Origin of the sequence: Acinetobacter sp. YH12205 (assembly GCF_013418125.1) — a bacterium.
In the GTDB taxonomy this organism is placed as follows: domain Bacteria; phylum Pseudomonadota; class Gammaproteobacteria; order Pseudomonadales; family Moraxellaceae; genus Acinetobacter; species Acinetobacter towneri.
The window spans coordinates 103,614-128,672 of sequence record NZ_VPCQ01000006.1 but is presented as its reverse complement, the minus strand read 5'-3'; the positions used below and the strand labels follow the sequence as shown (position 1 = coordinate 128,672).

Below are 25,059 nucleotides of genomic sequence, written 5' to 3'. Positions count from 1 at the left end.
TTAGGGTTTCTTGATCAAGTAGAAGCATCCCATCAGCATTGCTCCTATCGTTGCTAAAAGCATATCCATGTGTGCATCCCAAATATCACCTTGCTGACCATTATAATTTTCAGCATCTTCTGGCGATAAGCCAAGCGCAATGAGCCATTCCACCCATTCATAAATTAAACTGCTTGCCATGATAAATTGAATGACCAAAAGATATAAAACGATAGGTTTGTTTTTTGGAAACCAGACTTCAAACAAGCGCAATAAAACAGGATAGAGCAAAATACCATAAGCCAAATGCACAAAACGGTCATACATATTGCGTGACCAACCCATGCTCTGATCTAAATTGAAGCCAAAGCTGTGCAAAATCCAATCATTATAGGGCACATAAGAATACAGATAATGTGCTCCGACAATATGAATCAGTAAAAATATTAAATACAGCACAAAGCTAGAAAAACTCAGTCCTACTTTTTTAAACGCAATCAATAAAGCCGCGAGCATAAAAACTGTGCCTGCCTGATGCAGTAGATACGATTCAAATTCCAGTGGTTGAATACTGGCAGCAAGCATGGCGAGTATGACCAAGCCTAAAGCACAGTAATGTTGAATGCGGAATTGATTTTGCATGTGATGTTTAAGTTGGAAGATTTGTTTTATTCTAATAAAAATGCGAAGCCGAAGCTTCGCATTTTTGTATTGTGATGAATGCTTTTACAAATTAGATTTTAGCAATTAAATCTTGAATTTGTTTTGCTTGTTCAGCTGCATTACCTGTGTAAGTTGCAGGCGTCATTGTCGCTAAACGTGCGCGATCTGCTGCAGGAACGCCTTCCAACTCATTACCATTCACGAAATCTAGCATCATGTCACGTGTCATAGCTTGACCACGTGTAAGAGCTTTTAATTTTTCGTATGGTTTTTCGATGTTGTAACGACGCATCACAGTTTGAATTGGCTCAGCCAATACTTCTTGAGCATTGTCTAAATCTTCAAGAATACGTTGTGCGTTCAATTCAAGTTTGCCAATACCTTTAGAGCAAGCTTCAAATGCGATCAAGCTTTGTGCAAAACCAACACCCATATTACGCAATACAGTCGAGTCAGTTAAGTCACGTTGCCAGCGAGAGATTGGTAATTTTTCGCCTAAGTGAGCCAAGACTGCATTGGCGATACCCAAGTTACCTTCAGAGTTTTCAAAGTCAATTGGGTTTACTTTGTGCGGCATGGTTGAAGAACCAACTTCACCTTCTTTCAGTTTTTGCTTGAAGAAACCAAGTGAGATGTAGCCCCAAACGTCACGGTTGAAGTCGATTAGAATGGTGTTGAAACGACGTAGCGCATCAAACAATTCTGCCATATAGTCGTGTGGCTCAATTTGAGTCGTGTATGGGTTAAAGCTTAAACCTAAAGATTCTACAAATGCTTGAGAATGTGCAGGCCAGTTGATTTCTGGGTATGCAGAAAGGTGAGCGTTGTAGTTACCTACTGCACCATTGATTTTGCCCAAAAGCTCAACTTGCTTGAACTGTTTGATTTGACGTGCAAGACGATATGCCACGTTTGCCATTTCTTTACCCAAAGTTGTTGGGCTTGCAGTTTGACCGTGAGTACGTGACAACATTGGTTGATCTGCGTGTTTTTCTGCCAATGCAACAATCGAATCAATGATTTGCTGCATCGCTGCAACCAATACTTCACGACCATTTTTAAGCATTAAAGCATGTGACAAGTTGTTGATGTCTTCTGAAGTACAAGCAAAGTGAATGAACTCACCTGCATTTTTTAACTCATCAATGTTGGCAATTTTTTCTTTTAAGAAATATTCAACTGCTTTTACGTCATGGTTGGTGGTGCGTTCAATTTCTTTAATGCGGTTGGCATCATCTTCAGAGAAATCTGCAACAATTGCATCTAATGCAGCATTCGTTGCAGCACTGAAAGCAGGTACTTCGGTAATTTCAGGACGATTGGCAAGCGCTTGTAACCAACGCACTTCAACAGTCACACGAGCATGGATTAAACCAAACTCAGAGAGGAAAGGGCGGAGAGCATCACATTTGCTTGCATAGCGCCCATCTAATGGAGAAAGTGCGGTTAAAGCGTTCATATCGATTCCTTAAACTTTGGAATTAAACCTAAAACAAAAGCGTGTTCAGCATGGTTTAAACCACCTGATACTGTAAACGCGCCAGATCTTGAATATCACGTAATAATTTACGTTTGCTAAATACCATGCCCCATGAACTGCCACCAAGTTGACGCCAAAGGTGTGCCATTTGTAAGCCTGTAAAAAGCGAAGCTCGAATTCGGTTGGTATGTGCAGAATCCTTAAATGCTTCTGCATTGCCACGTACCATAATGCGCGGGTTAATTTGTCCCGCAGTATCGACATAGGTTTGGGCTAAATTGGCAATAATACTGGGATGCAAATAGTTATGATCAAAAAATGAAAGTTGTTTTAAGATTTTTTGCTGTGACTGCTCAATAACTTCGACGTATTTAGGATTGCTATACACTTTCTTTTCTAATTGTAAGAGTGCCATCGCATACGACATGGGTAGTTTGGTATTGGATAGTTTAGGTAAACGCGATTTAGGAGCAGTATTAAAAGGTTGGTTGATGCTGCTTTCTAGCGTTTTTAAACCCAAAGAAATATCGGCCAAATGATTAAAAAAATCCAAAGTTTGCGAACTGTGATTGCTACTTGGACGGATATTTAAACTGGCTTTAATTAATTGCTCAAAATAAAAGTTACCGCTTTCACCAATACTTTGTCTGCCTGTGAGTGCAGTCATGTGCGTGAGCTGGGTGGCTTGAAACACACCCGCTAACGCCAAGGCACGATTTTGGCGAACATTCAGAGTTGGTGACTGTTGAAACGGTAACTCTGTCATCCAAAACAATCCTTAAATAAAATCGGGTTTAGGTGCATTGGTATGGTGAATCACACCACCGCCTAAACACATTTCGCCTGAATAGAATACGACACTTTGACCAGGAGTGACTGCACGTTGTGGTTCATCAAATTCCACACGTACACCGCCAGGCATGCTGTCATCATTGAAAATTACACAGTCCTGATCATCTTGGCGATAGCGAGTGCGACAAGTACAACGGAAGCCTGACGCTGGAATTTCTTGTTCACCTGCCACCCAATCAATTGCTTCGCTCCATAAAATAGTGCTTTGCATGAGTGGATGTTCATGACCTTGACCAATCACTAAACGATTGTTTTCAATATCTTTATGCAGGACAAACCATGCACCTTCAGCAACACCTTTTAAGCCGCCAATACCAATCCCGCCACGCTGACCGAGCGTATAGTACATTAAGCCGTGATGTTCACCAACCTCTTTGCCATCGTCTAAAACAATTTTTCCAGCTTGAGCAGGCAAATATTGTTTTAAGAAATCATTAAAGCGACGTTCACCAATAAAGCAAATCCCTGTCGAGTCTTTTTTCTTGGCAGTGACTAAATCTAGTTCTTCGGCAATTTTTCGGACTTGCGGCTTTTCAATTTCGCCCACAGGGAACAAGGTTTTATTGATTTCACGACCATGCACTGCATGTAAGAAATAGGTTTGATCTTTATTTTTATCTAAACCACGTAACAGTGGAGCGTATGCTTCACCTTTGGAGTTGTACTGCGTTCCACCACGACGAGCGTAGTGACCTGTGGCGATAAAATCTGCGCCTAAATTCATGGCGTGATCTAAAAAGGCACGGAACTTAATTTCTTTATTGCATAAAATATCTGGGTTTGGCGTGCGTCCTGCGGCATATTCGGCAAGAAAATGCTCAAAAACCCGATCCCAATATTCCATCGCAAAGTTGGCTGTATGCAACTTAATGCCTAGCTTGTCGCACACCGCTTGCGCATCGGCAAGATCTTCCATCGCGGTGCAATATTCAGTGCCGTCATCTTCTTCCCAGTTTTTCATGAAAAGCCCTTCAACCTGATAACCTTGTTGAAGTAGAAGTGCAGCAGAAACAGATGAATCTACACCACCTGACATACCGACGATGACACGTTGTTGCATAGGATTAGGCATCCAAACTAGAAATAAGGGGAGAATTTTGGTGCTCGTAAATGAGCGATAAAGGATAAGATTGACCACTGAGCGCATCTTGAACCGCTTTCAGTACCAACGGACTTCGGGCACGTGCTGATTCAGCCAGTTCGTCTGCAGACATCCATACTGTACCAATAATATCGGGATCGAGCTGGGCTTGCGCATCATGTTGCAGCGATTCGGCTAGAAAGCAGAAGCGATAATAGGTGCGGTCAGGAAACATAGGCGGAGTATAGCTATAAATACCGAGTAAGGCATTAATTTTCACCCGATGCCCAGTTTCTTCCATGGTTTCACGTATTGCTGCTTCAATTAAGCTTTCGCCAGCTTCAACATGCCCTGCAGGCTGATTAAACACGCTATGCGTCACACCTTCTGTATGTTCTTCAACAAACAGGAATTTTCCGTTTTTTTCGATAACGGTGGCGACAGTAACGTGAGCAGTCCAAGCGGTCATTGAAAAGCACCATGGGGTAAAACGCATATTCTACAAAATTTAGGGGGATGTGGCTATGTTGAAAGGGGATTTCTTTAAAACTGTAAATGTAGGTTTGTGTAGTTGTGGGAAGATGTGAGGGGTACTTTGTTCTTTGATTCATTTGGTGATGCTGGATGTGATCTCATTTGCGCTAGGTGTGGTTGCCAAAGTCAAAACTATTGCACAAATAGAAAAAGAGGCAGATATTGACCGTAAAGCTTTGTATAAAACTCTAAGTCAAGATTCAGCCTCTCGATTTGATAAGATTAATCATGTCATTCATACACTGAGTTTAAAATTAACGGTGCAGAACGTGTAATCCCTCAAATTACAACAATCAAAAAGAACTTTGAGGGGTGGATTATTGATAATTCCCCGCCACTTTTACATAGTGCCGTGCAGAATAAGGCAAAAACTCTTTTTCCTTGTCGGTTAAAGGACGAACTTTTTGCACAGGGCTACCCACGTACAAATAGCCACTTTCCAAACGCTTACGCGGTGGCACTAAAGACCCTGCGCCAATCATTACATCATCTTCAATAATGACATCATCCAAAACAATTGTGTTGATGCCCAATAACACCCGATTGCCAATGGTGCAGCCGTGTAAGGTCACACCATGTCCAACTGTGACATCTTCGCCAATAATCAGCGGTGAACCTTCAGGTTTGTCGGCTTTTTTATGGCTAACATGCAGCATGGCATGATCTTGCACATTGGAATTTTGACCAATCCGAATATGGTTAACATCACCACGAATCACGGCAAATGGCCAAACCGATACATTTGCGGCCAAATGCACATCACCAATCACCACCGACAATTCATCTACATAACAGCTTGCGTCAATTTTTGGGGTTTGCTCTAAATAAGCACGCACATTTTTTTTCATGATGGACAAATCTTTAGCTTATAAATTTAGGATTGAGGACAGTATAAAATAAAAAAGCACACATGCGGGCATGTGTGCTTTGCGCTTTAGTCTAAGCTTATGAATCTTAGAATAAGTTGCTAAAGAATTGTTTGATATGGTCTAGCATACGTGCAAAGAAACCCGCTTCTTCCACTTCCTGCAACGCCACCAATGGTTTTTCAGCAATCACTTTACCATCTAAGGTTGCGACATATTTACCAATCACTTGACCTTTTTTCAAAGGAGCAGTCAATTTAGGTTGAACCACCAATTGAGTTTTAATTTGGTTGGCTTTGCCTTTTGGCATGGTCACGTTAAAGTTTTCTGGCAAACCAATTTGTGCTTCTTTGCTTTTACCGTACCATACTTTTGCTTTAGCTAAGACTTGGTTGGCAGGCTGTACACGTACAGTTTCGTAGTTTGCATAACCCCAAGCTAACAATTCACGAGTTTGAGTTGCACGAGCTTGCATGGTTGGCGCACCAAAAATCACCGAAATTAAACGCATTGGGCCACGTTTAGATGAAGTGGTTAAGCAGTAACCCGCTTCGTTGGTATGACCTGTTTTTAAACCATCCACGCTTGGGTCGGTATATAACAGGGCATTACGGTTGCCTTGTTTAATTCCATTAAAAGAAAACTCTTTTTCAGAATAAATTGGGTAGTATTTTGAGCTGTCATGGATGATGTGCTGCGCTAAAGTCGCCATATCTTTTGCGGTAGAAAAGTGACCTTCAGCAGGCATACCCGTAGAGTTCATAAACTGGGTATTGCTCATGCCAATACGTTTGGCTTCTTCATTCATCATGTGAACGAATGTGCCTTCATTACCTGCAATGTGCTCTGCCATGGCTTTAGATGCATCGTTGCCCGATTGCACGATAATTCCGCGTAGCATTTCAAGTACGGTTGCTGTGCCATTTAAAGGAACATACATACATGATTCTGTGCTGCTGCCACGACACCATGCAGACTCATTCATGCGGACTTGTTCATCTTCCGTGAGTTCGCCTTTTAATAACTTTTGTTCAATGATGAAACTAGTCATCATTTTGGTCATTGAGGCAGGGGCGAGTTTTTCGTTTTCATTTTTTGAAGCTAAAATTTGTCCCGTCTCATAATCCATCAAAACGTATGATTTGTTATTGAGTTCTGGTGGTGTAGCTAAGACAGTTGCTGCATAAGAAAAGCTTGGTAATAGTAATAATGCAGCAAGGGCGCTTTTTGGGGTCATTCTAAGAGGTTCCAATACTTGAGGTATGCACAAAAGAGCTAGCATTTTAGGGCAAAGCTCAGCCGACTTCTATGGGAGAAATCGGCTTATTGATAAAAGTATTGTAACCAAATTGTATTATCTGCTATATGCTGTCAATTCTTGGCAAATTGCTTGGTTTTTGGCTGTTCCAGCAGCTTTGGCATCGGCACGGGCTTCTTTTAAAATTGGCTGGAAGCTTTTTTGTTTGCTGAGTTTACTTAAGGCAGTAACAGCGTCTTTTTCTTTAGGCATATATTCTTGGGCAAGTTTTGTATAACCCTGATGAAATTGATCTTGTTCTTTGACTAGTGAAGGGCAAACTTCAGATAACACATAAATAGCGGCTAATTCTTGCTGAGTCACTTGTTGTAATGGCGTCACTTCAATATTTTCTTCTTGCGCAATTGCGGCTTGACTTAAACCCAAACTGAGCGCAACTGCGCCAAAAAAATGAACTGCACGTGAATTTTTTAAGCCAGAAAATTGCATATCAAGTACCTTAAATATTGTTTGAACTGAATCTACCGATTCATTTAAGTGCTTATAAGATGAATCATTTATTTGCGAATTGAAAGAGTGAAAATGTATTAAAGCTGTGTGATCTGAGCGCAAATCATGTATAAAAAGTGAAGATTAAAGTCTGAAATTTGAAAATCAGTGGCTTGATATAAAGCGTAAAATAATAGTGGAAAAATACCAGATATAAAAACTAAGCATAAAATTTAAGGCAAACTTTGAAAGTTTGCCTTAAAGGGTGAGTATGCAAAATTATTTACAGGCTCAAAATAGTATTTAAATCATGTGATTTAAAGTGCTAATTCTAAAGCTTCCTGACACACTACTTTTTGCTCTTCTTTGGCTGTATCTTTTGCTGCTTCACGCGCTTCAGCTAAAACGGATTGATATTCTGCGTCGGCTTGTAGTTTGGCAAGCGTCATGTTCGATTCTGAATAATCTTGTAGATAAGTTTGAATCAGTGCTTGAATATTGGCATCTAATTTTGCATTTTTTCCAATCAGTGCAGGGCACATTTCAGTCATGACTTGTGCCGCTGCAACATCTTCTTTCACAATCGTATTGGCTTCTGCTGCAGTCAAATCTTCTGCAATTACAGACTGCGTTAATACAGCAGCAAAACCTAGACCCAATAAACGACGAAATGACAAAGCTAAAATCATGAGAATCACATATATTTTTGGATGGATGTTAAGCGCTAAATATATATAATCTTTTGTATATTTCAATGAAATGTGCTGATCAGTCATTTTGTTGTCGTGTGCTTATTAAATGTGCTTAGGCATGAATCAGGCACAAACAAGTTTAAGATTGAACCGACGTTGCTATATTTTAGTATATAACCTTTATATTTGTTTTATCTGAGATTTTTCTGTGAATATTTTGATAGCCAATGATGATGGCGTGTTTGCACCTGGTATCCAAGCTTTGGCGAAAGCCTTAAAACCTTTGGGTCGCGTGGTGATTGTTGCACCCGAAAGTGAACGCAGTGGTTTTTCGAGTGCGCTGACTTTAGACCGACCATTACGTCCTGTGCAAATTGCTGAAGATGTCTGGGCAGTGAATGGTACACCTGCAGACTGTGTCTATTTGTCGATGAATGGATTGTTCGATTTCGAATTTGATTTGGTGGTCAGCGGCATTAACAGCGGTGCAAATCTAGGGGATGATGTACTGTACTCAGGCACAGTCGGTGCGGCATTTGAAGGACGTTTGATGAAACAGCCTGCGATTGCGGTATCACTTGCAGGGCATAATGTACGTGCTTATCAGCATCCGCAAGATTATATGCAGGCAGCGCAGTGGGTACATGACTTTATTGCTCAAGGTTTACCAAGTTTACCTGCACGACATATTTTTAATGTGAATATTCCAGATGTGCCAGTGTTGCAGGGCACAAAAATTACCTATCAAGGACAGCGTACCCAATCTAAGCCAATTACTAGTCAGGTCGATCCACGAGGGCGTCAAGTGTATTGGATTGGTTTGTCGGGCGAGGCAGTGGCTGCACCGAAAAAAGGCTTAACTGAAATTGAGTCTGATTTTTTTGCGGTAGCAAATGGCTATGTCAGCGTGACACCAATTCAGATGGATGCCACCAATTATGACGTTTTGCAATCATTGCACAGTCAATTTTCCCCAATTGGCTAACTAATGTTATAACTTTGTGAAAAAGTAGCTTGTAAGCCTCATTACAAGGACTTTTTTGCTACTCTTAGCGCAATAGAAAATATTTAGAATTTGTAGAGAGGAAAGAATGCCTGTGGTGTTTCAGTATCGTTTATTTAGCACACCAACAGCATTGTTGAAAACCTTAGTGTTATCAAGTGCTGTTGTGGCTACCGTCGTGTTGAGTGGTTGTGCCTCTAAACCTCAAGTGAATAATTCTGCACGTTATGCAACAGCGCCGAATTTTTATACTGTACGTTCAGGTGATACTTTAAGTGGTATCGCTGCACGTTATGGTTTGAGCTATCTCAGCATTGCAGAAATGAATGATATTGCACCGCCGTATCGTATTTATGTCGGGCAGTCGATTCGTTTGAAAGCGGGCAATGCACCACGTACAACAAGCACTCGCCCTGTAACGCAGGCTGCACCAATTCAACGTCAAACAGTCACTTTACCAACGACACCTGCACCGGTAACATCGACTACAACCACGACCACTAGCTCAACCACACCAAGTACACCTGTGCGTAGCAGCACATTGCGCTGGGTGAAACCATCACAAGGTGCTGTGATTGCACAGTTTAATTTGGCAAGTAATATCAAAGGAATTCGTTACGGTGGCAATGTGGGCGATCCAATTTATGCCGCAGCAGATGGGCAGGTGGTTTATGCTGCAGATGGATTAAAAGAATATGGGAACTTGATTTTAATCAAGCACATTGATGGTTATATCACCGCCTATGCACATAACAGTAAGATGAATGTGAGCAGTGGTCAAAATGTCACAGCGGGTCAAAAGATTGCTGAAATGGGTTCTTCTGGTGCTACACGTACCATGTTGGAGTTTCAGGTACGCCTAGATGGTAAGCCAATCAATCCGACTAATGTTTTACCAATAAATTAAATTTTGCAAATACAAAACATAAATTTCACCGTATAATACAATAGGTTGCTTTTATCGAAAGATAAGAGCACCTGTATAATTTCAGAGGGAATTTATGTTAGATCAACTTCGAGCAATGGGTGTATTTGCTTGTGTTGTTGAAAAAAGCTCGTTTAGCGGTGCAGCGCGTGATCTAGGGATCACCACAAGTGCCGTCAGTCAACAAATCCGTTCATTAGAACAAGAAATGGAAGTCACACTTCTGCATCGTTCTACTAGAAAACTGAGTTTGACTGAAGCAGGACAAGCTTTTTTCCACAGCTGTCAAGAAATGCTCGCCGCTGCTGAGCGCGGAAAAATCCGCATTAATGAATTAAGAGATGATCTGGTCGGTGATTTACGAATTGCCACCACTCCTGAGTTAGGTGCGAATCATGTGATTCCTGCTCTTTCACATTGGATGTCGGCCCATCGTGGTTTATCTATCCATCTAGAAACCGACAATCAATACATTGACCTGATTGATGGTCGCATTGATATTGCGCTGCGTATGAGTCCAAAAATTGAAGATCAAAACCAGCATGTGATTCCAATTGCCCATATTGACCAAGTTTTAGTCGCATCACCTAGTTATTTAAATCAAACCGCGCCCATTTCACGTCCTGAAGATTTAAAACATCACGAGTTAATTCCATTAACCATTATGAAGAATTTTCAGCAACTCAATTTTAAGCATATCAGCACTGCTGAAAATGTGGATGTAGAGTTGGGCTCGCGTCTATCGACCAATAATGTGTTGGTGTCTAAATCTTTGTGTATGCAAGGGCATGGGCTTGCGCGAATTTTGCATTTGGATATTCAAAAAGATTTGCTTAATGGCAGTTTGGTTGAAATTTTGCCTGAGTGGAAATTACCCGCATTTACCTTGTATGCAATCATTTCCAAACATGAGCAACAACCGATGAAAGTACATCGTTGTTTGGAAGCCTTAAAACAATATTTTTCTCAATTGCCGGGTGGGCGAGTGTTTCAAGAAGCATCTTAATTGAATGTTGATAATATACTGATCGACCATTTAGTTAGCAAAAAGCCGCAGTTCAAACTGCGGCTTTTTGTTAGGGATTTATTTAAGCCAAGAATTTTTTAATCATTGCTACAAGGCGTTCAATCAATTGATCTGCCTGGGCTTGAGTAATATTTAATGTTGGCAATAAACGCACCACAGAACCTGCAGTTACGTTAATAATCATTTTGTATTCATCGCGGGCAATATCGACCAACTCTGCACATGGTTTTGGTAATTCAATACCAATCATCAAGCCAAAACCACGCACGCTTACATTTTGGTCTGCGAGTTGTTGACGCAATTGTTCCACAATGTAGCCACCCATTTTTGCTGCATTTTCTACCAAGTTTTCTTTCTGGATGGTGTCAATAACAGTGTAAACCACGCGTGAACCTAACGCAGTACCACTGTAGGTTGAGCCATGATTACCAGCAGTAAGAACGCCCACACCACGACCTTGAGTCATGACTGCACCAATTGGGAAGCCATTGCCCAAACCTTTCGCTGTAGTCAATACATCAGGCACAATATTGGTGTGCTGATAAGCAAAGAATTTACCTGTACGACCATTTCCTGTTTGTACTTCATCCAGCATCATCAGCCAGTTGTGTTGATTACAAATACGGCGGATGTCTTCTAGGTAGCTAAAGCCTTGTGGTGCAGTATTCACACCGCCTTCACCCTGAATCGGCTCGACTAAAATAGCCACAATATCAGGATGCTGAATCGCAGCTTCTTCAATGGCTTCGACATCACCAAAAGGCACACGAATAAAGCCTTCAACCAAAGGTGCAAAACCTTCCTGAACTTTTTTATTGCCAGTTGCAGACAGGGTAGCCAAAGTACGACCGTGGAAAGAGTGATCTGCAACAATAATTTTAGGATTGGCTACGCCTTGCATGTGACCGAATTTACGTGCAATTTTAATTGCACCTTCGTTAGACTCTGCGCCACTGTTTGAAAAAAACACTTCTTCCATGCCAGCAACTTGCGCCAATTTTTGTGCAGCAGCAGTCTGCCACGGCACTTCAAACAAGTTACTGGTGTGAATTAAGGTAGCCGCCTGATCTGCAATGGCTTCGGTAATTGCAGAGTGTGCGTGACCTAAACCACATACGGCAATGCCTGTAAGTGCATCTAAATATTCTGTGCCATCTTCAGTATAAAGATAAGAACCTCGACCGCGGACAAAGCTGATCGGCTGACGGCCAAATACAGGCATCAAATGTGATGGTTGATCAGTTTGCACAGGAGCAAGGGTAATGTTATTCATGACTAACTCTTATCTGTTAGGTTGGAGGGAAAAACTTATATAAGCAAAATCTACTGCAGATGAAAAGCCTAATTGTAAATAAAATTGGATTTATTGCTTTAGACGTACTGTTTTGCTCGGTTTTGGGTATAATGCCACACAGATGAGTTGAGGATTTACCAATGACTGAACAAGTACGCGATACCGAAGCGTTAATTCGTGAACAAATTGCTAAACATGCTGTTCTTCTTTACATGAAAGGCACACCACAATTTCCACAATGCGGTTTTTCTGCGCGCGCAGTAGAAGCACTCAGTCAAATTGGTCGTCCTTTTGCTTATGTGAATATTTTAGAAAATCAGGATATTCGTACCACTTTGCCAAAAATTGCCAACTGGCCAACTTTCCCACAATTGTGGATTAACGGTGAGTTGATTGGTGGTAGCGATATTATGTTGGATATGTTCCAGAAAGGTGAGTTAAAGCCTTTAGTTGAGCAATACAGCCCAGCACCTGAAGCTTAAAGTATTGGACTTGGGTCACACTAGACCAAAGTCATCCATACAAAAAAGTTGATATAAAAAAAGCGCCTTGGCGCTTTTTTTATATCTGGAATTCACTTGAATAGCTGATTTGAATCACTGCACTTAGTTTACCGCAGTACTTTCAGTTGCAAGTTCAGCAGTTTCAGCCGACTCAGCAGTGACTTCATCAGAAGTTGCCGCATCAGATGGTTCAGCCGATTTCTGTTTTTTCTTGGCTTTTTGCGCTTTGTCCTTTTTCTCTGGGTCTTTTTTGTCCTTTTCTTTCTTGGACTTTTTCTTTTTCTTTGGCTCTTCTTCAATTTCAGCACCATCTTCAATGGCTTGCCAATACTCAAGTTGTTCCATCACTGCAGCGTAAATTGAACCTTTACTGTAACGTCCTTTTTTAGTGAGTTTACCCACAGGACGCGCCATTAAAATTTCTAAGGCTTGGTCAATGGTATCAATGGCGTGAATGTGGAACTGACCTTGTTCTACCGCTTCAATCACATCTTTACGCAACATAAGGTGCTGCATATTTTGACGTGGAATAATCACGCCTTGCTTGCCAGTTAAACCTTGCAGTTTGCAGGCATCAAAGAAACCTTCAATTTTTGCATTCACGCCACCAATTGGCTGTACTTGACCAAGTTGGTTCATGGAGCCTGTAATGGCCCAAGATTGGTCAATAGGTAGTTGGCTGATTGCAGAAATCAAAGCAGAAAGCTCTGCCACTGTTGCACTGTCACCATCAACCTGACCATAACTTTGCTCAAAGGCAAGGGCAGCAGAAAAATGTAAAATTTGCTCACGGCCAAAATGTGCTTTGAGGAAACTGGCCATCAACAACACGCCTTTGGCATGTAAAGAACCGCCAAGTTCAACACTGCGTTCAATATCTAAAATATCGCCGCCGCCTTGATAGACTGAGGCGGTTAAGCGCGAAGGTAAGCCAAACTCGACATCGGCATAGTGAATGACCGACAGGGCATTAATTTGCCCTAAACGATGTCCGCGAGTTTCTATTAACTGCGTACCGCGTGATAAATCTTGCCAGTACAGTTCTCTTAAATAGCCTAAGCGATATTTGCGATGATCCAGTGCGGTATTGATATGCTGTTCGGAAACCGTTTTATCGCCCGCCTGTGCCGCATGGTGATGCGATTCACGAATTAAATCCCCCAAGGTGAGGGCATGTAAGGAGAGTGAGCTTTGATCTTCAGCTTGACGACTTGAGTCAGTAAGTAAAGCTGCCAAAGCAGAACGGTCAAATGGTAATAATTTGTCAGATTGCACATAGTCGGCAATCAGCTGCATATATGCCTGCTCGTTTTCGTCATTACGTTGTAATGTATCGGTAAAGTCGGCACGGATTTTAAACACGCTGCCAAGTTCGGGTTCTAGCTCTAAAATTTCATAATAAATTTCAGGCTCTGCCAGTAAAATCACTTTAATATTTAGTGGAATGGCTTGTGGTTCAATTGAAATGCTGCCTGTTAAAGTTAGCATGTGTTCCAAAGATGAAAGTTTCAATTGCCCCGATTTTAAAGCGCGTTTCAGTCCTTGCCATGCATAAGGCTGTTCCAGTAACTGCTCTGCTTCGAGCATCAAAAAGCCGCCATTGGCTTTATGTAAGCTACCTGCACGAATTAAGGTGAAGTCAGTGGTAATGGTGCCGTTTTGCGTGAGTTGTTCTACATGCCCCAATAAATTGTAATGGGTTGGAAAATCTTCAAAAATAACAGGTACACCGCTGTTGGGTTTGTGCGTCACAATAATATTGGCTTGGTAGCGCGCAGGAATACGGCTAAAGGTGCCAGGACGGAAATCATCTTCTTCCTGTTCTAAAACAAACTCGACATTATTAATAATATCTTCGGCATAGTATTGTAAATATTCAGTCAAACCTTCGACACTAGGATATTTATTTTGAATAATATCAATGCGTGGCATTACCACTTGTTTGGCAATATCACGGTTCAGGTCTTGTACTTTGTCACGTGCGTCATCTTCTAAATCGCCTAAATGCAAACCCAAACGCTCCAGTTTTTTATTCATATAACGAATATTGGACGCAATTTCTGCACGGGTTTTGCTGTCCAAGGCGTTAATATCTTCCTTAGACATTTCCTGCATTTTGTCATTTTTCAGATGCACGGGTACAAAGCAATGTTCATCTTCCTGCGCAATCAGTTTTAAATCGAGTTCTTCACCTTCACTGGTCAGCTCAATTAAGGCTTGTTGCTGTTCATCACCCGCTTGCTGACGAATCATTTCAATGCGGTTGTGATAGGTTTCTGCGGTAAAGCGACGTTCGAGTTGCTTTAAAATAGTTTGCCAAGTTTGATGTAACAAACTTTGAAATTTAGGCGCTTGACCTGCAGGCAGTTGCAAGGCAATCGGTTGGCGCGGGTGTTTGAAATTATTGACATAAACCCAGTCATTCGGTGTGGGCATGCTCTTGGCATGTTGCTGCAGCAAACGCTTGACCATGGTACGTTTGCCCAATCCCGCCGTACCCACTGCAAAAATATTGTAGCCAGAATATGGCAGGGAAATACCTGCTTCCACCGAAGCGCGTGCCCGATCTTGTCCTAAAAAATTATTCAGCGGTTTAATGCGTCGGGTCGAAGCGGGAATGTTATCGTAATTTGGAATATGGGTTAGTTGTGTTGCTTTGAGTCGTGTATTTTCTAAAGTCGTTTGTATTTCGCTTTGTTCAAAGGCAGAGCTGAGAAGCGGTTGTTGTTCATCTTGCGCTGCTGTTGTTGTGTTGGTTGTCATTGATGGGGTGATTTGATCAAGTCTTTGGGTCACTGTAGAAATCCAAAACGAAATATTGCAGTTAGAAGTTTAAAGGTATACAGGTTTAAGCGGAAAATTCAAGCTAAGCCGTAATTTTTACTACAAAATGACAAGGCTGTTGTGGATAATTTCATAAATACTGTTGAAACAGAAGCTATTCCGCGATTGAATAACAACAATTTGACTTGATAGAAAATAATAATCGAATGACCACACAACAGACTGGGCAAACTTCAGCACAAAATACAGGGTGGAAAGCAGCATTTACGGCATTTTTAGACCGTCGTGCGCTGATCATGCTGTTTTTGGGCTTCTCTGCAGGTATTCCAATTTTACTGATTTTTTCCAGTCTATCTTTGTGGTTGGGCGAAGCAGGCATTGACAAAAGTGCGGTCACTTTCTTTAGTTGGGCTGCCTTGGGTTATTCCTTTAAATTTGTCTGGGCACCATTAATTGATGAATTACCCGTACCCTATTTAACCAAAAAACTGGGGCGACGTCGGGCATGGCTGCTCATCGCCCAATGTTTAATTGTTTGTGCAATTGCGGTGATGGCATTTTCTGACCCAGCTTTGGGACAGGCGCATTTATATCAAATGGCATTGGGTGCAGTATTACTGGGCTTTTCTGCAGCCACGCAAGATATTGTGATTGATGCTTACCGTATCGAACTGGCTGAAACTCAAATGCAAACCGTGTTGGCATCGACCTATAACGCGGGCTATCGCATTGGGATGATTGTCGCAGGGGCAGGTGCTTTATTTTTGGCAGCCTCGTTAGGTACAGCCAAAGGCAACTATATTTATAGTGCATGGAAAATTACCTATTTGGCGATGGCTGCGGTGATGCTGATTGGCATTATCACGACTTTGGTGATTCGTGAGCCGCAAGTGAATCGGGTCAGCAAGCATTATCAACGACGCGACTATTTTCGTCTGGTTACGGTGTTTTTTGTTGCGGTATTCAGTTTTGTATTGTGCTACGTCTTTTCGGGTAATTTTACCGAAGCCTTAAAACAACAATTCCAACTCAAAGATGCATTTTTATTATTTTCTATAGAAGCTTTACGTTTTATTGCATCGGGTGCGGCTGCTGTAGGCATGGGCACAATTTTGGTCAAATTGGGCGCAGTCAATAAACAGATGGCATTTGAAACATGGGTGCATCCTGTTGCAGATTTCTTTAAACGCTACGGCATGAAACTGGCACTGGTGTTATTACTCTTGATTGGTTTTTATCGAGTTTCAGACATTATTGCAGGTGTAATTTCCAATGTGTTCTATCAGGATTTGAACTTTAGCAAAGAACAAATTGCCGAAGCGGTTAAGGTTTATGGGGTCATTTTCAGTTTAGTGGGTGGCTTCTTGGGCGGTTTACTGGCACAGCGTATGAACATTATGAAATTAATGTTTGTTGGCGCGGTGTTGGCATCATCCACCAATCTTATTTTTATTGGTCTGGTGAAGTCAGGACAGCAACTGAGCGATGTGCAAGTTTCTGTGGGGCAGCAACAATATCAAACCCAGGCCGATGAAGTTGGATATTGGAAAGTGGCTGTGCCTAGTCAGGTTTTAGCAACACAGGATGAAATTCAGGTACGTGCGCAATACCAAACGGGCGATACGCCGTCACGTTTAGTGTCGATGCCGTATTTGCACCAAACTGAGATTGAAACTGCACAACTCCAGTTTTTACCACTGACTTCGGATAATCGTATTAGCGAAAATGAAGCCAGCAACAGTATTGTCGTACGTGGGCAATATGCAGGGCCTGCCTTAACCGAACAGCAAAAAATTGTACTGCAGCTAGATGGTCAAAATTTTGATGCAAAACTAGATGCACAAGGAATTTTTACGGCAGCGATTGCAGGGCAGCTTTTGGCAGACTCACCAAGTAAACAACTGCAAGCCGTATTATTGAATAGACAGCAAACAGTACAACAACACAGCCAAACCTATCAGGTCGATTTAAACACACATGAAGGCAATGCTTTGGATGTAGATATACAACCTTTGCCGATCGTTCAATCATCTTCAAACAATATGGTTGAAATTCAGGGCAAGGTGATTAAGCCATATAGCACAGCATGGTTATATTTTGCGATTATTGTCGATAACTTGGCTTCAGGTTTAGCGGGCGCGGCTTTTATCGCATTTTTATCCAGTTTAACCAGTGTGTCATTTACTGCTGTGCAATATGCAATTTTTAGCTCACTCATGACCTTGACTCCTAAGATTTTAGGTGGTTATTCAGGTACTATAGTGACCAATATTGGTTATCCAAACTTTTTCCTCATGACCACATTAATTGGAATCCCTATTTTAATTTTAGTGGTGTGGGTGGCGAAATTGTTACGTGACCATCAACACATACAAGCAAAACCGATTGAACAAAAGGATGAATGACATGCGCATGCTGCATACCATGTTACGTGTAGGTAATTTAGAGCAATCATTAAAATTTTATACAGAAGTTTTAGGCATGACTTTGCTGCGTAAGCGTGATTATGAAGAAGGTCGTTTTACCCTTGCTTTTGTAGGCTATGGCGATGAAGAAAATCACACCGTTTTGGAGTTGACGCATAACTGGGATACAGACAGCTATGATTTGGGCAATGGTTATGGTCATATTGCAATTGCGGTAGACGATGCCTACAAAGCATGTGAAGAAATTAAAGCGCGCGGCGGCAATGTGGTACGTGAAGCAGGGCCAATGAAAGGTGGTGTAACTGTCATTGCTTTTGTTGAAGACCCAGATGGTTATAAAGTTGAATTGATTCAGCAAGATCAGAACGCACGTAATAACTAAGTCTTCATCAGTGAAGCAGTAAAAACCAAACCTTTATGGCGCAATAAACTGAATGTTGTTCAGTATTCATTTTGAAAATATTGAACATCGCCTGAAAATGCTCGCTTTTTGAATATTGCTCAGTAATATACCTTTATCGAAAGGTAAAAATTGCTGGGCTTTTTTGCAACAGTAAAAGAATATACAGGATGTGTTTATGTTGAAGTTATTGGCATTGGATCGCTTTACCATTCTTTTGTTTGTGATGGTCATCCTCGCCAGTGTCGTGCCTGTGTCAGGGCAAGCAGCCGAAGTTTTTAGTGTGATTACGACAGTTGCCATTGCAATCTTATTCTTTTTGCATGGGGCGAAATTATCACGTGAAGCTGTCATTCAGGGCATGATGCATTGGAAATTGCATGCGTTGGTATTTACTTTTACCTTTGCGTTATTCCCAATTTTAGGTTTGCTGGCAAAGCCAATTCTAGTGCCAATGCTCGGGCAGGAGCTGTATTGGGGCTTTTTGTTCATGTGCTTTTTGCCTTCAACCGTGCAATCTTCAATTGCCTTTACGTCAGTGGCAAAAGGCAATGTTGCCAGCGCAGTCTGCAGTGCGTCATTCTCTAATTTAATTGGGATGTTTATTACCCCAGTTTTAGTAGGCATCTTTATTTTAGGGCAGTCTGAACACGGTTTTGACCCGACAAATTCGATTATTCAAATTACTTTATTGTTATTGGTGCCATTTATTTTGGGGCAGTTATTACGTCCTTATGTTTTTCCTCAGATGTTGAAATTACCAAAGCTGGTCAAGGTATTTGATCAGGGTTCGATTTTGATGGTGGTTTATGGTGCATTTAGTGGGGCAGTGGTAGCAGGATTGTGGCATCAAGTTAGTGGTATGACTTTATTGCTGTTGATTATTGCTTGTTCCGTGTTATTGACCCTTGTGATGTGGTTGGCGTGGGTTGTGCCGCAATGGTTGGGTTTTGCACGTGAAGACCAAATTGCCGCATTTTTTTGTAGCTCCAAAAAAACCTTAGCCAGTGGTGTACCGATGGCGCAAATTTTATTTATTGGGCAGCCGTTGGGGATGATTGTTTTACCGATCATGATTTTCCATCAAATTCAGTTGATGGTGTGCGGTGTGATAGCCAATTATCTCGAAAAGCAGCCCGATTCGACTGAACCTCAGGAATTAAATTCCTAAGAATAATTAGCTTTAAAATATTTTATTCCGTATAATATTGCCCAACTTGTTGTGCTTAGCTCTGACGGTATCCGTCTCGGTGGGCCAAAAGAATGGTCTGTTGTGGTGTTGGTCTGCTTTTAAAGCATGTCCTCATTTTTTTAATGAGAGTGACCAATTGCGATGACAGCTTAAGCCTTCTTAAATCTTAGGAGTAATCGACGATGCGCGCCGATATTCACCCAAAATATGAAAAATTAGTTGCAACTTGTTCTTGCGGTAACGTAATCGAAACTCGTTCAGCAGTTGGTAAAGAAACTCTTTATCTTGACGTATGTTCTGCATGCCACCCGTTCTACACTGGTAAGCAAAAGAACGTTGACACTGGCGGTCGTATCGACAAGTTCAAACAACGTTTTGCTGGTATGTCACGTTCTATCAAACGTTAATATCCAGTACGAAAAAAACGGGCAATTGCCCGTTTTTTTGTGCCTTAAATTTTAGGGTCTACAAATAGACCCTAATGCACAAGACCTTATTGGTCTTGCACATCAATTAAATGATCGAGTTTTTTCTGGAAATAATCACCCTGAATAAAGCGCGCATCGACATTCCACGCATTCGCAAACAGGTTCATATCATTTAAGTCACGCAATAACACTTCTACAGGTTTAATTTCACTATAAATGCTCAATTGTTCCTGTAATTCTTGCGTCGAGTCATCAGCAGCCAGTTTTTCAGTCAGTGCACTGTGCAAGGTCAAGTAGTGAATATCGACTTGTTTCAAGATAGATTCACTATAAATCGAATGACCAAAATCACGCAGAGAAATTTCAGCGCCGTGCTGACGTAATAAACTGATTTGTTTCTGCGCATCACCTAAGTTTTGGCTGATGTCTTCTTCAGAGAATTGCAAAATTAATGGATGGCTGAGGCGGCTACCAATAATCGTTATCAGTTTAGACACAAACTCAGGGAAGCTGCGGTCTTGTAATAAAACAAATTTGTTTAAATTGATAATCAGCTTCGCTTCAGGATATTGGGTGATGAAGTTGTGCAATTGTTTACAAGCTTCGACCAAAATCCAACGATCCAGTTTAATGGATAATTCTGGGTCTTCAGCCAAATCTATTAAGCCTGTCAGTGATTTCCATTCACTATTGAAAATAAAGCCACTAGTTACTTCATAGGTATATAAATTGGTGTCTTGCTTATCATAAAGTTGTTGATACTTCAGATGAATTTCACCACGATCAAGACTTTGACGTATCGCTGCAATAATCGCAGATTCACTATACGATTGTGGTACAGCTGCAGCAGATTCAATTACATTTAAGTTAGATTCACCAAAGGACAAGTCTAAGGTTAAACCTGAGTTATGTTGTTCTTGCTGTTGTGGTAATGCGTTGGCAAAACCTTGGCTAATCAGTTGCTCAAAACTGCTTTCATTTTGAATGTCTGGAGTGAATGGCACATAACCAATACGCAAATTAAGTGGGTAAGTATGTTGATCTACCGTAAGTAATTGCGGTTTCGTGAGTGAATTTAAGCCAATCAGTTTCGATTCTAAAATTGCAGGCGATTCTGCTTGGAACAAACCAACCACTAAACCATTACTCACATTAAATAATGGTACATTGGTCTGTTCTTTTAAAAAATTTTGAATGTTGGTAAAGTAATTTTTTGTGGTTTGCCAGTCGGCTTGGAAAATTGATTCAGGGCAGTTCGCCAAAGAAAACACCACCAAAGCATTGGCATTAGATGGCTGTTTGGCTAAAGTGCGATTTACCAATTGGTAGGTGCTTGGTTTTGTCGCTGCTTTGTCTGCTGTCGTTTGAGCAGGGACAGTATTTTGCGCCGTATTTTCAATATCTATGGTGATTTGTATGGCGTCGTCAGCTGCTCCAACAAATTCAATTTTGAGCGGGTTTTGTTTTGCTAATAGCGGGTTTTGGCTATGAATATCAAAACGGCCGTGTTCAAATTGTCCTTGACTGACTTTCTTAAAGCGGAATTTAAAATCTGTAATATCTTGCGGTTGCAATAAATCCAATAATGGCAAGCCAATAAGGTCATCTTCACTTTTTAAACCAAATAGCTGTAAATATTCAGCATTGGCTTGTGCATGAATTCCTTCCTGAATAATGGCTACTGCTTTGCTACTGTCTTCGACCAACGCCTGAGCTTGTGATTGCGCATTTTCCAGTTCAGTCATAAGTTGTTCTTGTGACTGCTGTAAGCGACTAAAAGACAGTGCGCGAATTAAGCCAAAATAGAAGCGTTCGGGGTAATCTAAATTGATAATGTCATAGATGCCTTTGCGCACATAACTGGTGTATTGCGTGGCATCGTAATCGTCTGGTTTGAGCAAAAGTAGCGGTAAATTTGGTTGCTGTGATGCACGAATTAAAGTGAGTGCCTGATCGACTTTTAGGTCATAAGCACGACCAAAGATCACCAAATCCCAAGTTAAATGTAATTGTTTTTCAAAGTTTTTAATGTCATCTAATAGATAAGCCTGAACACGGTGCTCATTTGCAGTGAGTTGTTCACAAATTTGATTAAAACGTATTTGGTTGTCATCGATTATGAGTAAACGTGTTTCGGTACGTTTGAGCTTTTTAGACAATAATGGATTTCTCACTTTAATGCTTCCCATAAATCGTGATTTTTAACTTCATTCACTTGTTTCTGAATAAAACCATCAAGTAAAGACTGTTGTTGGTCATTCAACAACTCAAAATCAAAGCGCATAAAGCTTTGGGTAATCAATAACGGCTTAATTAAGAACACTTTTAGTTCTTCTTCACCTAAACGTAGCTGTACGGTTTGTTTGTCACGTAATAATTGCAGACTTGGCAAAATCAATGAGGTATTGACTTCATTGACCTGCGTACTTTGTACCAATAATGCTGGATGATAATGTCCTGTATGCCGATCTGTTTTAACAAAAACAGCACAAGGGTAAATATCTTGGGTTAAAATTTCCAAGCCAAGTTCTAAGCTTTTTTCAGCAGATTGTTTAATCCAGCGAATAACACCACCACGCCACGGACTTTGGCTATTTTCCTGAACCAGAATAAATTCACCTGTTTTAAGGTTTTTCGGTGTTTCACCCGTCCATTTAATACGATAGCCATTGACACTAATATCTAAAACATCGGCATTGTAAATTTGTTTGGCTTCACGGTCTAAGGTTTTAACAGCGCTAATATCTACCGTAGAGTTGGTATGCATGGCATTGATAAACTGGCTTTCATTCTGGAATTGGTAGTTATCGCCCAAAGCCAGCGTTTCATTGAAGTTTTTACCATTAGACAGATAAAAATGTGCCACAGTCAAACCAAAGCAAATTTTAATCCGTGCCGAATATTCATAACGCTCATGCACACGTTCTGCTGTATTGGTCAAAATATTGTGCAAATGGAAATGCAAAGCAGGGGTTAAGAATAGCTTTTCATTGCGTGATAAATGTTCACCTTTACGACCTTGAACTTCATTTAAATGATCGAGTAGGGGTTGAGTTGCAATAAAAATATTGGCATGAAAACCTTGGCTTTGGTGCGTATTGTAAATAGGTGGATGATCTTTGCTTGCATCGACCACATAACGTGAAAGCGTCGTTTCTTTGGGTAAAACTTGAATCAGTTTTGCCCAATCAAAGCTACAGAGATATAAGCCTTGAATTTCTGCAGGTCGAATTTGATGGGTATTGAAAATTTCCAATAAAATCAGCTGTGCATAGGCTTGAGCAATATTAATCAGTTGATGTTGTGTGCCTTGTAACTGATTAATATTATTTAAATAATAATGTTGTTGAATGGCTGTATCTAAAAGTTGGTGTGCAATTAACCACTGATTTGGCAAGGCGTGGCTATAAAGCATGTGTTGTTGATAGCGCAGTAGAGCTAATTGTTGTAAAGCATAATAGCTAGATAGAACTCGTGCAGTTTGTAAGTTCTTTTTTAAATTAAAGGCAAATAAAGAAAATTTTTGTTGGGTGAGTTGTTGGTGGCTACGTCGGGAAATATTAATATAGACTTTGGCGAAATGACTGCGTAATAACAGCGCGAGTTCAATAATATGATCGTTGCGGTCATTACTAATCAAAGCCTGGTTGAAAAAATGCTTTTCCAGACTGGTAAGCACATTTTCAAGTGTCGGATGAATAGCTTGAATTAAGTCAAAACGTAATGTTTCCTGACATTTCAGTTCTGAAATTTCTAAAAGTGCATTAAATAGAGCTTGGGAAGAATCACCCAATTGTAAAATGGATAAATCCGCTGCCCATGCCTGAATGCTTTTAACCGTATTTTGACAAAAACTCAATTGCTCCAGCTTTAGTTCGCTGGGAACTAGAAAAAGATCTGAAGTATTCATATTCATGATTGTTATTTAACTCAATAAGTTGAAACCCCAAAAAGCGGTGTCTTGTTTTTTTCGCCCGCAATTTCCCTAACGAGTTTAGGAACTAAATAGCCGGGTAAGTTCGCTAAAAGCTCTTTATAGATGTGATCAATGTCTTGCGGCATTAAATCAAAATGATGCGCTCCTTTTACTTTATCTAACACGTGTAAATAGTAAGGCATCACCCCTGCATCAAAAAGACGATAGCTTAAATCGACCAAGACCTGAGCAGAATTATTGACCCCATTTAATAAGACTGCTTGATTCAGAACGGTGATGTTTTGTTCGACTAACTTGGCAAGTTGCGAACAGGTAAAGTCATCTAATTCTGATGCGTGGTTCGAGTGTACCACTAGAATAATACGCAGCCTACTATTTTTTAGTAAGGAAATCAGCGATTCATCGACACGGTTGGGAATAACAATCGGAACTCGTGAATGAATTCTCAAAAATTTTATTTGCGGAATAGACGCCAATCGCTCAATCCAGATATTTAATTTACGATTTGACAAAGTGAGCGGGTCGCCACCACTTAAAATCACTTCATTAATATCGGGCTGACTTTCAATGTAATTACGGATATTGTCCCAGTCTTCAGTTTTTGGCAGATTTTCCTGATAAGGAAAGTGCCTGCGGAAACAATAACGACAATGTACTGCGCAAGCACCAGTCAAGGTCAGCAAAAAGCGTGATTTATATTTGTGTAAGACTCCAGGTTGTTGATTGGCTTGTTCCTCACCCAAAGGGTCGGTCACAAATCCAGGATGATCTTCCAGTTCTAAATGATGCGGCAGAACCTGTAACAGTAAAGGATCGAGTGGATTGCCTTTTTGCATTTTGGCCACAAATGCACGCGGGATACGCAATTTAAACTGATTGGATGCCAGTAAAGCACCTGACAGCAACTGCTGTTCAGACAGCTCTAAAATATTTAACAATTCGCGTGGGTCGGTGATCAAGTCACTGAGTTGAGATTGCCAGTTTTGTTCTTGGTACAGGTAGTTGATCATGCCAGAAAAGATTTAAATATGAGGTGAAAGGAACCAAGTACACATCTATTTAGCGTAGATGAATTCTTTGTTCATTGAGCGTGAATGCCGCGAATGATTAATCGCTTTGAATCAGAATCATTACAAAACAGCTGATTTTACTGATATCTTGAGGTGATCGGTAGTGGATTTTCATTGCTTCGTTATGGCTTGCTCATTTACAATACGTCCGATGAAAAAAGATGTTGCAAGATGGC

General features: G+C 40.9%; 23 protein-coding genes. 9 read left to right on the top strand and 14 right to left on the bottom strand.

Annotated elements, in window-relative coordinates; genetic code table 11:
* The 5 genes from FTU92_RS09935 to FTU92_RS09915 form a co-directional block, all read right to left on the bottom strand.
* A complete protein-coding gene (locus FTU92_RS09935; protein ID WP_004971662.1) occupies positions 1-621 on the bottom strand; it encodes a DUF2238 domain-containing protein in 621 nt (206 codons plus the stop codon).
* Positions 622-712: 91 nt separating this feature from the next.
* Positions 713-2,101, bottom strand: coding sequence for an adenylosuccinate lyase (gene purB / locus FTU92_RS09930; protein WP_004971661.1), 1,389 nt, complete (start codon positions 2,099-2,101; stop codon positions 713-715).
* A gap of 55 nt (positions 2,102-2,156) precedes the next feature.
* Positions 2,157-2,888, bottom strand: a complete 732-nt coding sequence (hflD, locus tag FTU92_RS09925) for a high frequency lysogenization protein HflD (protein ID WP_218944556.1) — start codon at positions 2,886-2,888, stop codon at positions 2,157-2,159.
* A gap of 12 nt (positions 2,889-2,900) precedes the next feature.
* Entirely contained in the window at positions 2,901-4,034 is a 1,134-nt protein-coding gene (gene mnmA, locus FTU92_RS09920) for a tRNA 2-thiouridine(34) synthase MnmA (protein WP_096901081.1), read from the bottom strand.
* A 4-nt stretch (positions 4,035-4,038) separates the two neighbouring features.
* The gene (locus tag FTU92_RS09915; RefSeq protein ID WP_096901080.1) at positions 4,039-4,524 is read right to left on the bottom strand and encodes an NUDIX hydrolase; all 486 of its coding nucleotides are present in this window, start codon (positions 4,522-4,524) and stop codon (positions 4,039-4,041) included.
* Between the two features lie 133 nt (positions 4,525-4,657).
* Here FTU92_RS09915 and FTU92_RS09910 point away from each other — a divergent pair, with 133 nt between their 5' ends.
* Entirely contained in the window at positions 4,658-4,864 is a 207-nt protein-coding gene (locus tag FTU92_RS09910; protein ID WP_180096170.1) for a DNA-binding protein, read from the top strand.
* 42 nt (positions 4,865-4,906) lie between these two features.
* On the opposite strand, the gene FTU92_RS09905 is transcribed toward FTU92_RS09910, so the two are convergent.
* The 4 genes from FTU92_RS09905 to FTU92_RS09890 all read right to left on the bottom strand — a co-directional run bounded on the left by FTU92_RS09905 (position 4,907) and on the right by FTU92_RS09890 (position 7,891).
* Positions 4,907-5,437, bottom strand: coding sequence for a gamma carbonic anhydrase family protein (locus FTU92_RS09905; protein ID WP_004971648.1), 531 nt, complete (start codon positions 5,435-5,437; stop codon positions 4,907-4,909).
* Between the two features lie 106 nt (positions 5,438-5,543).
* Positions 5,544-6,692 carry a D-alanyl-D-alanine carboxypeptidase PBP5/6 gene (dacC, locus tag FTU92_RS09900; protein ID WP_004971646.1) on the bottom strand — a complete coding sequence of 383 codons (1,149 nt, stop codon included), beginning with the start codon at positions 6,690-6,692 and terminating at the stop codon, positions 5,544-5,546.
* A gap of 117 nt (positions 6,693-6,809) precedes the next feature.
* The gene (locus FTU92_RS09895) at positions 6,810-7,202 is read right to left on the bottom strand and encodes an MCR_0457 family protein (protein ID WP_004971644.1); all 393 of its coding nucleotides are present in this window, start codon (positions 7,200-7,202) and stop codon (positions 6,810-6,812) included.
* A gap of 317 nt (positions 7,203-7,519) precedes the next feature.
* Positions 7,520-7,891, bottom strand: a complete 372-nt coding sequence (locus FTU92_RS09890; protein WP_026438310.1) for an MCR_0457 family protein — start codon at positions 7,889-7,891, stop codon at positions 7,520-7,522.
* A gap of 211 nt (positions 7,892-8,102) precedes the next feature.
* On the opposite strand from FTU92_RS09890, the gene surE reads away from it, so the two are divergent.
* The 3 genes from surE (at position 8,103) to FTU92_RS09875 (ending at position 10,828) form a co-directional block, all read left to right on the top strand.
* Positions 8,103-8,879 carry a 5'/3'-nucleotidase SurE gene (surE, locus tag FTU92_RS09885; RefSeq protein ID WP_180096168.1) on the top strand — a complete coding sequence of 259 codons (777 nt, stop codon included), beginning with the start codon at positions 8,103-8,105 and terminating at the stop codon, positions 8,877-8,879.
* Between the two features lie 106 nt (positions 8,880-8,985).
* Positions 8,986-9,804 (top strand): peptidoglycan DD-metalloendopeptidase family protein, encoded by an 819-nt coding sequence (locus tag FTU92_RS09880; protein WP_104851774.1) that lies wholly within the window; start codon positions 8,986-8,988, stop codon positions 9,802-9,804.
* A gap of 94 nt (positions 9,805-9,898) precedes the next feature.
* Positions 9,899-10,828 carry a LysR family transcriptional regulator gene (locus FTU92_RS09875; protein WP_104851775.1) on the top strand — a complete coding sequence of 310 codons (930 nt, stop codon included), beginning with the start codon at positions 9,899-9,901 and terminating at the stop codon, positions 10,826-10,828.
* Between the two features lie 82 nt (positions 10,829-10,910).
* Here FTU92_RS09875 and FTU92_RS09870 read toward each other — a convergent pair whose 3' ends face one another.
* On the bottom strand, positions 10,911-12,122 hold the full coding sequence (locus FTU92_RS09870) for an aspartate aminotransferase family protein (protein WP_180059838.1): 1,212 nt from the start codon (positions 12,120-12,122) through the stop codon (positions 10,911-10,913).
* Positions 12,123-12,283: 161 nt separating this feature from the next.
* On the opposite strand from FTU92_RS09870, the gene grxD reads away from it, so the two are divergent.
* Complete coding sequence (grxD, locus tag FTU92_RS09865) at positions 12,284-12,625, top strand: Grx4 family monothiol glutaredoxin (protein WP_019837647.1); 342 nt, start codon at positions 12,284-12,286, stop codon at positions 12,623-12,625.
* Between the two features lie 123 nt (positions 12,626-12,748).
* On the opposite strand, the gene FTU92_RS09860 is transcribed toward grxD, so the two are convergent.
* Positions 12,749-15,442: a Lon protease family protein gene (locus FTU92_RS09860; RefSeq protein ID WP_131261142.1), complete on the bottom strand. Its 2,694-nt coding sequence runs from the start codon at positions 15,440-15,442 to the stop codon at positions 12,749-12,751.
* 194 nt (positions 15,443-15,636) lie between these two features.
* Between FTU92_RS09860 and FTU92_RS09855 the strand changes: the two genes are divergently transcribed.
* The 4 genes from FTU92_RS09855 (at position 15,637) to rpmE (ending at position 19,855) form a co-directional block, all read left to right on the top strand.
* Positions 15,637-17,835: an MFS transporter gene (locus FTU92_RS09855; RefSeq protein ID WP_004971628.1), complete on the top strand. Its 2,199-nt coding sequence runs from the start codon at positions 15,637-15,639 to the stop codon at positions 17,833-17,835.
* A 1-nt stretch (position 17,836) separates the two neighbouring features.
* A complete protein-coding gene (gene gloA / locus FTU92_RS09850) occupies positions 17,837-18,238 on the top strand; it encodes a lactoylglutathione lyase (RefSeq protein WP_004971627.1) in 402 nt (133 codons plus the stop codon).
* Between the two features lie 190 nt (positions 18,239-18,428).
* Positions 18,429-19,427 carry a bile acid:sodium symporter family protein gene (locus FTU92_RS09845; RefSeq protein ID WP_171062555.1) on the top strand — a complete coding sequence of 333 codons (999 nt, stop codon included), beginning with the start codon at positions 18,429-18,431 and terminating at the stop codon, positions 19,425-19,427.
* A gap of 203 nt (positions 19,428-19,630) precedes the next feature.
* A complete protein-coding gene (rpmE, locus tag FTU92_RS09840) occupies positions 19,631-19,855 on the top strand; it encodes a 50S ribosomal protein L31 (RefSeq protein WP_004971624.1) in 225 nt (74 codons plus the stop codon).
* Between the two features lie 86 nt (positions 19,856-19,941).
* On the opposite strand, the gene FTU92_RS09835 is transcribed toward rpmE, so the two are convergent.
* The 3 genes from FTU92_RS09835 to epmB are packed head-to-tail and all read right to left on the bottom strand — an operon-like array spanning position 19,942 to position 24,823.
* Positions 19,942-22,065, bottom strand: coding sequence for an EAL domain-containing protein (locus FTU92_RS09835; RefSeq protein WP_179989873.1), 2,124 nt, complete (start codon positions 22,063-22,065; stop codon positions 19,942-19,944).
* On the bottom strand, positions 22,047-23,792 hold the full coding sequence (locus FTU92_RS09830) for a GTPase (RefSeq protein WP_180096165.1): 1,746 nt from the start codon (positions 23,790-23,792) through the stop codon (positions 22,047-22,049). The genes FTU92_RS09835 and FTU92_RS09830 overlap by 19 nt, the downstream gene beginning before the upstream one ends.
* A 14-nt stretch (positions 23,793-23,806) precedes the next feature.
* Positions 23,807-24,823, bottom strand: coding sequence for an EF-P beta-lysylation protein EpmB (gene epmB, locus FTU92_RS09825; RefSeq protein ID WP_096901068.1), 1,017 nt, complete (start codon positions 24,821-24,823; stop codon positions 23,807-23,809).
* Positions 24,824-25,059 lie beyond the last annotated feature (236 nt).